This is a genomic window from Pseudoalteromonas sp. UBA2102, assembly GCF_002331165.1.
In the GTDB taxonomy this organism is placed as follows: Bacteria; Pseudomonadota; Gammaproteobacteria; order Enterobacterales; family Alteromonadaceae; genus Pseudoalteromonas; species Pseudoalteromonas atlantica.
Genome location: NZ_DCYU01000150.1, coordinates 1 through 9,461 on the forward strand (window position 1 = coordinate 1; position 9,461 = coordinate 9,461).

10 protein-coding genes and 1 pseudogene are annotated in these 9,461 nt (G+C 40.5%); 9 read left to right on the forward strand and 2 right to left on the reverse strand.

The genetic code is table 11. The features are described 5' to 3' along the window. The 7 genes from B2R65_RS19240 to B2R65_RS19270 form a co-directional block, all read left to right on the forward strand. Positions 1–242: DNA translocase FtsK (locus tag B2R65_RS19240; protein ID WP_286745404.1), on the forward strand; the 242-nt coding region annotated here is incomplete at its 5' end. Beyond that, positions 242–868 carry an outer membrane lipoprotein periplasmic chaperone LolA gene (gene lolA, locus B2R65_RS19245; protein WP_138541212.1) on the forward strand — a complete coding sequence of 209 codons (627 nt, stop codon included), beginning with the start codon at positions 242–244 and terminating at the stop codon, positions 866–868. The genes B2R65_RS19240 and lolA, both read left to right, overlap by 1 nt. After that, a complete protein-coding gene (locus B2R65_RS19250) occupies positions 861–2,204 on the forward strand; it encodes a replication-associated recombination protein A (RefSeq protein ID WP_286745409.1) in 1,344 nt (447 codons plus the stop codon). The genes lolA and B2R65_RS19250 overlap by 8 nt, the downstream gene beginning before the upstream one ends. Continuing rightward, positions 2,197–2,577 (forward strand): fluoride efflux transporter CrcB, encoded by a 381-nt coding sequence (gene crcB, locus B2R65_RS19255; RefSeq protein WP_286745412.1) that lies wholly within the window; start codon positions 2,197–2,199, stop codon positions 2,575–2,577. The genes B2R65_RS19250 and crcB overlap by 8 nt, the downstream gene beginning before the upstream one ends. A 9-nt stretch (positions 2,578–2,586) precedes the next feature. Continuing rightward, the gene (gene serS / locus B2R65_RS19260) at positions 2,587–3,891 is read left to right on the forward strand and encodes a serine--tRNA ligase (protein ID WP_286745414.1); all 1,305 of its coding nucleotides are present in this window, start codon (positions 2,587–2,589) and stop codon (positions 3,889–3,891) included. A 332-nt stretch (positions 3,892–4,223) separates the two neighbouring features. Beyond that, complete coding sequence (locus B2R65_RS19265) at positions 4,224–4,850, forward strand: DNA-binding transcriptional response regulator (protein ID WP_286745416.1); 627 nt, start codon at positions 4,224–4,226, stop codon at positions 4,848–4,850. Between the two features lie 3 nt (positions 4,851–4,853). Next, positions 4,854–5,882: a histidine kinase gene (locus B2R65_RS19270; protein ID WP_286745418.1), complete on the forward strand. Its 1,029-nt coding sequence runs from the start codon at positions 4,854–4,856 to the stop codon at positions 5,880–5,882. 282 nt (positions 5,883–6,164) lie between these two features. On the opposite strand, the gene B2R65_RS19275 is transcribed toward B2R65_RS19270, so the two are convergent. Beyond that, positions 6,165–7,352 carry a PQQ-dependent sugar dehydrogenase gene (locus B2R65_RS19275; protein ID WP_286745420.1) on the reverse strand — a complete coding sequence of 396 codons (1,188 nt, stop codon included), beginning with the start codon at positions 7,350–7,352 and terminating at the stop codon, positions 6,165–6,167. Here B2R65_RS19275 and B2R65_RS19280 point away from each other — a divergent pair. Continuing rightward, a complete protein-coding gene (locus B2R65_RS19280; RefSeq protein ID WP_286745422.1) occupies positions 7,337–7,783 on the forward strand; it encodes a hypothetical protein in 447 nt (148 codons plus the stop codon). The genes B2R65_RS19275 and B2R65_RS19280 overlap by 16 nt on opposite strands. Before the next feature lie 78 nt (positions 7,784–7,861). On the opposite strand, the gene B2R65_RS19285 is transcribed toward B2R65_RS19280, so the two are convergent. Then, a complete protein-coding gene (locus B2R65_RS19285) occupies positions 7,862–9,124 on the reverse strand; it encodes a valine--pyruvate transaminase (RefSeq protein WP_286745425.1) in 1,263 nt (420 codons plus the stop codon). A gap of 143 nt (positions 9,125–9,267) precedes the next feature. Between B2R65_RS19285 and B2R65_RS19565 the strand changes: the two are divergent. After that, positions 9,268–9,461, forward strand: a pseudogene (locus B2R65_RS19565) (hypothetical protein); the annotation flags it as partial.

Here is a 9,461-nt window from a genome sequence, read left to right on the forward strand (position 1 = left end):
ATGTTTTATTACCAGGTGAAACCAATGAAAACGCAGATGACGAATCAGATCCACTTTACGACGAAGCCGTTGCGTTTGTAATCGAAACTGGCAAAGTATCGGTATCGTCAGTACAACGTAAATTGCGTGTTGGCTATAACCGTGCAGCACGACTAGTAGAACAAATGGAAACATCGGGTATCGTGAGTTCGCCTGGCCACAACGGCGCTCGCGATGTATTAGTACCTAATGGAGCAAATTAATGAAAAAATTAAACAGTTTATTATTAGTGCTTGGCAGTTTAATTACCACGCCTAGCTTTGCTGACGACAGCCAAGCACTGCAAGACAAACTCGCCACCCTTAAAAGTTTTAAAGCGCAGTTTTCTCAAAACGTAACCGACTCGCAAGGCCAATCGGTTATGCAAGGCGAGGGCACAATTGCCCTTAAACAGCCAATGATGATCCGCTGGCAGCAAACAAACCCAGATGATACCTTATTTGTATCAAATGGCGACAAAACCTATTACTTCGACAGCTTTGCTGAGCAAGTAACTATTATGGATACCCACAGCCTTATAGACTCAACACCGTTTGTATTGCTTACCTCAAAAGACCCTGCACAATGGGAAAAATACAGTGTTCAAGCCACAGACTCTGGCTTTAGTGTAACGCCAAATAAAGGCGTAGAAAGCCAAGTAGAGCAACTTGATATTACCTTTGCAGGTAACGAGCAAGGCCTTGCTAAGTTAGTTGTGACGGATAATTCTGGTCAGCTTTCATCGTTTAGTTTTAACAATGCACAAGTAAATACCGCGCTTGATACAAGCACCTTTGAATTTACCCCACCAGAGGGTGTAGAAATAGACGATCAGAGTAACGGTGAGTAATTTAGGCTTTAACTTTGGGCCCGATGTACGCCCACTTGCGGCGCGTATGCGCCCAACAACGCTTGACGAATACATAGGTCAGCAGCATTTACTAAGTAGCGACAAGCCCTTGCACCAAGCCATTGTTGCAGGGCGTTGCCACAGCTTAATTTTGTGGGGGCCGCCTGGGGTAGGTAAAACCACCCTTGCGCAAATTATTGCAAACCACGCCGATGCCGAACTTATACAAATGTCGGCTGTGACCGCAGGCGTAAAAGATATTCGCGACAGCGTAACGCAAGCGCACGATAACCTACAAAGCCGCGGGCAGCGCACGCTTATGTTTGTTGACGAAGTACACCGTTTTAATAAATCGCAGCAAGATGCATTTTTACCTCACATAGAAGACGGCACTTTTATATTTGTAGGCGCGACAACCGAAAACCCCTCATTTGCACTTAACAACGCTATTTTGTCGCGTGCACGCGTGTATGTTTTAAAGTCGCTAGCCGATACCGACTTATACACTGTGATAGAGCGCGCACTTAAGCAAGATGAGCAACTAAACCAAAAAAACATTGTTATTGCCGAAAACGCCAAACAGGCGCTTTGCCAAGCAAGCGGTGGCGATGCCCGTAAAGTATTAAACTTACTTGAGCAAGCGGTTGATTTAACGAGTGAGCAAAATGGCACATACAACGTAGATGAGCACGTATTAAGCCAAGTACTGCCAACCCATTTAGCTAAATACGATAAAGGCGGCGATGAATTTTACGATTTAATATCGGCTTTTCATAAATCAGTACGAGGTAGCTCCCCCGATGGTGCGCTTTATTGGTACTGCCGTATTTTAGCCGGCGGCGGTGACCCACTTTATGTAGCACGGCGTTTACTTGCCATTGCCACAGAAGACATAGGTAACGCCGACCCGCGGGCAATGGAAGTGGCGTTAAATGCATGGGATATATTTCAGCGTGTAGGCCCAAGTGAGGGCGAGCGTGCCATTGCACAAGCTACCCTATATTTAGCCAGCGCACCTAAAAGTAATGCCGTTTATATGGCGTTTAACCAAGCAAAGGCAGATGCCAAAAATGAGCCAAGTTACCCAGTGCCTGAGCATTTACGAAACGCGCCCACCAACCTAATGAAAGATTTAGGCTATGGCGCTGAGTATCGCTATGCACACAACGAAGAGGGTGCTTTTGCTGCAGGTGAAAAATACTTACCGCCAGAAATTCAAGACAAACAATATTATACACCGAGCGATCGTGGCCTTGAGCAAAAAATTAAGCAAAAGCTTGATTACCTAAAAGATCGCGACGCCCAAAGCCCCCTTAAACGATACGAAAATGATTAAACTTTATATGATGATCGCCCTTGGCGGTGCCTCAGGAGCCTGCTTACGATTTTTTATTAGCGAAACCATGCTAAAACTCCTTGGTAGGGGATTCCCTTTTGGCACGTTGGCGGTTAATATTCTGGGTTCATTGTTAATGGGCATTTTGTACGGTTTGATAGAAAAAGAAATTATCGCCACAAGCCCCGCTAAAACCCTTATTGGTATTGGCTTTTTAGGTGCGTTAACCACCTTTTCAACATTCTCAATGGACTCGTTGTTGTTATTACAACAAGGTCACTTTATTAAAATGGCCCTCAATATCATCTTAAATGTGATGATCTGTATTTTTATGGCTTGGCTGGGCCTTCAGCTGGTAATGCAAAAAGGTTAAAAAACTAACATGTTAGATTCTAAATATTTACGACAAGACGTTGAGCAAACTGCAGCACGCTTAGCAGCTCGTGGCTACGAGCTTGATGTTGCAAAAGTGACAGAACTTGAAGAACAACGCAAAACATTACAAGTAAAAACGCAAGAGCTTCAAAGTCAACGTAACGCCAGTGCTAAAGCCATTGGCCAAGCAAAAGCAAAAGGCGAAGACGCACAACCACTACTAGATGCAGTGGCAAATTTAGGCAGCGAATTAGACGCAACTAAAAAAGCGCAAGACGAAGTACTAAACGTCATTAACGACATTGCATTAGCAATTCCAAACTTACCAGACGAATCAGTACCAGAGGGTGCTGATGAAGACGATAACGTTGAAATACTTACCTGGGGCACGCCTAAAAAGTACGACTTTGAAGTAAAAGATCACGTAGACGTAGGCCAAGACCTAAACGGCCTAGACTTTGAAATGGGCGTTAAAATTAGTGGCGCACGTTTTACAGTAATGCGCGGCCAAGTAGCGCGTATGCACCGTGCACTTACGCAATACATGCTAGACACCCATACAGATAAAAACGGCTATACAGAAATGTATGTTCCGTACTTAGTTAATAGCGCAAGCCTTTACGGCACAAGCCAATTACCTAAGTTTGCAGGCGATTTGTTCCATACATTAGGCCTAGTAAACGACGACGGTGAACAACAAGCTGGCTTTAGCTTAATCCCTACAGCAGAAGTACCGCTTACTAATAGCGCACGCGATGAGATTTACGAAGAGAGCGATTTACCGATTCGCTTAACTGCGCACACACCGTGTTTTAGAAGTGAAGCAGGCAGCTACGGTCGCGATACACGGGGCTTAATTCGCCAGCACCAGTTTGATAAAGTTGAACTAGTACAACTAGTAAAACCAGAAGATTCAATGCAAGCGCTTGAAGAGCTAACCGGCCACGCAGAGCAAATTTTACAAGCGTTAGAACTTCCGTACCGTAAAGTCATTTTATGTATGGGCGACATGGGCTTTGGCGCAGCCAAAACATACGACTTAGAAGTATGGCTACCGGCGCAAGATACATACCGCGAAATTTCGTCTTGTTCAAATATGGTCGATTTCCAAGCCCGCCGTATGCAAGCACGTTTTCGTCGTGAAGGTGCTAAAAAGCCAGAGTTACTACATACATTAAATGGCTCAGGTTTAGCCGTTGGCCGTACACTCGTAGCCATACTAGAAAACTACCAACAAGCCGATGGCTCAGTAGTTGTACCAGAAGTTTTACGTCCATACATGGGTGGGCTTGAAGTGATTGGGAAAGCTTAAAGTTTAGCTATAAGTAGAAAAGCCGCTGTTTTAAACGAACTGCGGCTTTTTTGTGGGAAAAACTTAAAGGTAAAAGGTTCAAGGCGAAAGAAAAAAGTCTAAGTTTTGTTATTTATTAGTGTATTACCCTTTTGTCCAATATTACTGTTTTCTACCATTCTGGTGTTTTTCTACATCAAGTAAATTTATATAAGAGCTAACTAATTGTTTACATGTGCTTATTCGCTGGTTACATTAGAAGTTTGGTAATATTTGGACATTCGTCGGTTATAAAGCGGCAGATGTCGCAGGCAAAATTGTTAGGCTTTTTACAGTTTTAGAAAGGGAAGTATATGGATTGGGTTATAGCAAATAAAGATTGGTTATTTAGTGGAGTCGGCTTGGCTGTGGTAGGTTTTATATTAACAAAGCTATTCTCAGTAACAAAGAGTAATGCTAACCCTCCATTACAGCCTGCTAATATTGACATAAAAATAGATAACACGAATGCGTTACCTACTTCTAATAAAATATTGAAAAATGATATAGCGAAAGTAACTGCTGAGCCTGTGATAAATAAAACATTAGAAGATTTTAAAAATGAAACGAGGATCTTATTTATCGATGATGATATGCGCTTCAAGGTTTCGAAAATATTAATTCGTAGTGGGTGGGTGCACACAAAATTAATAAAGGACTGTGAAACATTAGATGAACAGGATGTTATTAAGGCATCAATATTGTTTATTGATGTTCAGGGGGTTGGGCTGGCTATGGGTTTTAATGATGAAGGCTTAGGTCTTGCTCTTGCGATAAAACAAAAATACCCAAAGAAAAAAGTAGTAATATATTCCGCTGAAACTCAAGGTGACAGATTCCACAAAGCCTTAAGAGAAGCTGACTCATTCTTAGCAAAGAATGCTGACCCTTACGAGTTTCAAAGGCTTGTTGAAGAGTTTACTATTGGAGGGCATTCTTAACTTATGAGCATTCGCTATCGAATTCAAACTTCTAAAGAAAAGGTTATTTTTTGTGGTTTATTACCTTATGAAGCTACTTTAATAAAAAATATAACATCGCAATCTCAGAAAGTTGGTGATATAGGTATAAGGGCTGGTATTTTAAAAAATGATTCATTTACAGTTTATGGCTTCAGCTCAGACCCAGATTTTTTAAAGAGTTCACAAAAGTTTAAAACTCAATTAAATGTAATTTTAAATACTACGGGTTCAATAGAAGAAATAATTGATAACACTAAGAAATCAATAAATAAAAGTACTAGCCGACTAATTCATAATTTAACTACTCTTAATGCCCATAATATTCAAGAAATATACTCACTAATTCCTCAGGATGGGGTTAGTCGAAATATGAAAAAACAAATTTCTTTCGCTGAAAACATTGTTAAAAATGAACCTAAAGAAACAGCTGTTGCATTATTGAGGGTTGCTAAAAATAATGCATCAATGAAGGTAGAATTTTCAGTATTTAAAAAACTATTTGATAGTAATCCAGAACTACAAATAAGAAAGCACAATGTTCACAAAGTATTAATGAATATGTTTTATTTGTTTTTTCCTGATTTTACAGATAAGGATGTGAGGGTTATTGTTGGTGATGAGAGTAGGCATATAGCTCATTTTGATTACGAATCAATCCATGTCGCTTTGTACCATCTTATTGAAAATTCATCTAAGTATATTAAACCTAACTCTACTTTAAATATTGAGATAGGTGACAATGGTATATACACACAAATTTCAATGGATATGGTGAGTACTGAAATAAAAGAAAGTGAAGTAGAGCAAATATTTCTTGAAGGCGTGTCGGGTGAGCTTCCTACTAAAATAGGAAAAGCAGGAGAAGGTATCGGCATGTATATGGCTAAAAAGATTATTGAATTAAATTCAGGTTTTATCACTGTAACTCCATATCCAAAAACTTTAGAAGAGACATTGGGGTTTAAGTTTCAAAGAAATGTATTCACAATAAATTTACCAAAATTTAAGTAAAAGCCAAATGGGTCAAATCTTTACTTCAGACATTATAACTTTGTATTAAAGCGGCTTACTAAAAGCCGCTGTTTTTCTCTAAAAACGCGATAAGTCGGGTTGTTTCTAGTAAATTCATCACTTTTGTCGGATAACGTGACTTCGTAACTCATCCGACCTACTTTAAGAAAATAAAGTGGTCAAATTTTGACTTCAGACATCAAGTCACTATTTGCTCAAAACACCTTTATTTAAGCTATTATATTTCTCTAAAAGCGAAGCGCCTCTAGTCCTCTTTGTTAATTAATTAGATTTAAACAACATCAGCTCAGCATCTTTTCCATCCATTAATATTGCTACATTACCTTCAGCTGTAACATACACGTCTCTTAATCGTCCTGTTGCTTTTGGAAATACGTGAGACTGCGTAAATTCACCATTTGCCAGATTAACGCTGTAGAGCTTTTTATCAACGAGTGTGGTGATGAGTACATGTTGTGCAAGTGAAGGGAATGCAGTGTGTTTAGTGCCGTAATACGCCATGCCTGACGGGGCGATTGATGGCGTCCAATCTACGCTTGGCTTTTGCATACCTTTATATTCCGTAAAGGGTGAAATACGTGCTTGCGAGTAATCTTTGCCATAGGTGATCACCGGCCAGCCGTAGTTGGTAGCTGGCGTTAAGTAATTTAGCTCATCGCCACCGGCGGGGCCGTGCTCGTGGCTGACAATTTGCTCTGTATCGTAATCATATACTAAGCCCTGTGGGTTACGGTGACCGAGCGAGTAAACAGCGTGTGCATTGGGGTTTTTGTGATTAATAAACGGGTTATCTTTTGGGATAGTGCCATCTAGATTTATACGCAATAGTTTGCCTAGTTGGCTGGTTATCACTTGTGCTTGCTCTCTAAAATCAAAGCCATCACCGGTTGAAAACAGTAGGGTGTTGTCGGGTAAAATAAGGGCGCGGCCAGCGTAGTGCTGTGGGGTGTTTTTATCAGTCGTTACTTTATAAATAACGTTAGGCTTTGAAAAGTCAGTGCCATTAAAGGTGGCTTTGGCAACAACAAGCCTGTTTGCGCTTGCATCACCTTGAGCATAAGTAAATATGACTTCTTTAGTAGTGCTAAAATTAGGCGACAGCACTATATCAAGTAAGCCACCCTGGCCTGCAACGTATAAGCCTTCAAGGTTTAAATTTACTCTAGTTTGCTGATTGTTTTTTACAATAACAATGTGGCCGTCGCGCTCTGTGATTAGCCATGTCCCGTTTGGAAGTTTAACCGTGCTCCACGGCGAGTTTAAATGTGCTGCGAGTGTGTGAGTGCTGTATTGCTCTTTAGGTAATTCAGCTGCACTGGCCGTGGATGCAAAAAGCCCTACATATAAACATAGTGCGAATTGAGAGAGTCGTTGTTTACATTGCAAGCCTTTGCTACTGTAAGAAAAAAGCTTTATTTTAAGTTGAGATAACCATGCCATTTTTAACACGTGTACTCCCTATATTTTTAGTTTCTTGGTTACTTACCTTTACCCTTGCTAGCTTGTTTCATAGCCAATACGTTGTCAATCAATTAGTTAATGTAGGTATCGTAGTCAGCTTAAGCGATCGTATCAATTTAACGCTAGATGATTGGTTAGGTTTATTACCTACCTATGGCGCTATTATTGCCATAGCGCTTGCCATTGCGTTTTTAGTGACTGCAAAGCTTACTAAAAAAGTTAAACATTACAGTATGGCGTTATTTATTGCAGCGGGTATTACAGCTTTTGCTGTGGTTTTAGTGGCTATTGAGTCGATTATGAATATTCATATTATAGCGGGCGCACGTGGATGGGGCTTTTATTTACAGTTACTAGCAGGTGCGCTAGGTGGCTTGCTGTTTGCCCTGTTAACTAAGGCGTTAGCCCCTAAACAGTAGGTTAAATAAAAAACTCAGTGGCTAACGCTAAGCGTTAACCACCTCGTAAAAATAAGATGAAAAACGTTAATTTAAGCGCTACATAATAAGCGCTTTAATTGCCTCTAAACCTTTTCTAAGAGTGGCTTCATCGTTGGCGTAGTTAATACGTACGCACTGGTGTTTGTGCTCCCAGCTATCTTCAATGCCAATAAAAAAGTTATGCCCAGGAATTATATATACGTTTTGCTCTTTAAGTTTTTGATAAAGCATTTCGCTGGTTATTTTAGAGTCTTTAAACCATAGCCACATAAAAAACGCGCCTTCGAGTTTATGTAAGTAAACAGGCAAGTCTGCAAAAATTTCATCAAACAGGTTTATGGCTATCTCTGCTTTATTTTTATAAAAAGGTAATACCGTATTTTTACATAAAGGCAGTAATTCGCCTTCGTTAATTAAGCGGGTTACTAAGCTTGGACCAATAGCGTTAGGCGATAACACCATTGAGCCATTAACACGGCCAATGGCTTTAATTATTTCGTTATTGGCAACCACAATACCAGTGCGCAGGCCTGGCAAGCCCAATTTTGAAAGCGACATACATAATATAATGTTTGAGTTCCAAGTAAGGTTTGCATCAGTGTAAATACAGCCTGGGAAAGGGTCGCCGTAGGCGTTATCAATAATTAGGGGAATATTGTATTTGTGTGCTAGGGCGTTAAGGTGGCGTACTTCCTCATCGGTAATGACATTACCAGTTGGGTTGGTAGGGCGCGATACGCACAGCGCGCTAATACTGCTATCTTCAGCAAGTACATTTTCAACCGCGTCAAAATCAATCACGTATTTAAATTGCTTAGAGCCACTGGGTGTATTTAAAATTTCGATGTCGGGCTTGATTGCCACAAACATATCATCAGATAAACCTTGGTCGGCGTAACCTACGTATTCAGGTGCAAGCGGAAACAATATACGCTTATTAGTGCCATCACTCATTTTGCCCGCAAGCATATTAAACAACACAAAAAAGTTAGCTTGGCTGCCATTACCCAGTGCTATGTTTTGCGTTGTTAAACCCCAGTCAAACTCGCTATTGAGCTGTTTAGCAAGGGCAGCTCTAAACTCGTCATTGCCAGTTGGTCCATCGTACAAACCAAATACTTGCGATACTTTATTACTGGCTACTAGCTTTTGTAATTCATCTAAAAATACGGCATTAACCTGTGGTACGTGTGCGGGGTTACCGCCACCTAGCATAACAATATTTGGATTATTGCTTGCGTTAGCGCTGCCTAAATCTTCCATAAGCTGCGTTATTCCGTTGGGTTGTGTAAATTTAGTACCAAAATTTGAGTAGTTCATAATACCTATGTGTGCGCTAATAACGAGGAGGGCAGTATAGCGTAAATAAAGGGCTTTATTTGCATGTTGAGAATAATTCACGGTTTAGAACTTTAAACCCTTTAGGGTATAATTAATGCACTTTTATTCGCTAGGTTATTGTTATCAGTAATTTTGAATCGACTTTACATCACACTACGCTTGAGGCTGAACCTGCCGACGATTTAAACGAGCCTGTAGTAAAAAACACGCAATTTAAAATGGCTACGTTTAATTTATTTAACTACCTTGAGCCGCCTAATGCGTATTACGATTTTGAAAAAATTTATACCGCAGAGCAATGGGCACGCAAACAGCG

Excerpts from the sequence above, each read along its gene's own strand:
- B2R65_RS19280 (WP_286745422.1), top strand. The coding sequence starts at position 7,337 with ATGCCATTTTTAACACGTGTACTCCCTATATTTTTAGTTTCTTGGTTA.
- serS (WP_286745414.1), top strand. The coding sequence starts at position 2,587 with ATGTTAGATTCTAAATATTTACGACAAGACGTTGAGCAAACTGCAGCA.
- crcB (WP_286745412.1), top strand. The coding sequence starts at position 2,197 with ATGATTAAACTTTATATGATGATCGCCCTTGGCGGTGCCTCAGGAGCC.
- B2R65_RS19270 (WP_286745418.1), top strand. The coding sequence starts at position 4,854 with ATGAGCATTCGCTATCGAATTCAAACTTCTAAAGAAAAGGTTATTTTT.
- B2R65_RS19265 (WP_286745416.1), top strand. The coding sequence starts at position 4,224 with ATGGATTGGGTTATAGCAAATAAAGATTGGTTATTTAGTGGAGTCGGC.
- lolA (WP_138541212.1), top strand. The coding sequence starts at position 242 with ATGAAAAAATTAAACAGTTTATTATTAGTGCTTGGCAGTTTAATTACC.
- B2R65_RS19285 (WP_286745425.1), bottom strand. The coding sequence starts at position 9,124 with ATGAACTACTCAAATTTTGGTACTAAATTTACACAACCCAACGGAATA.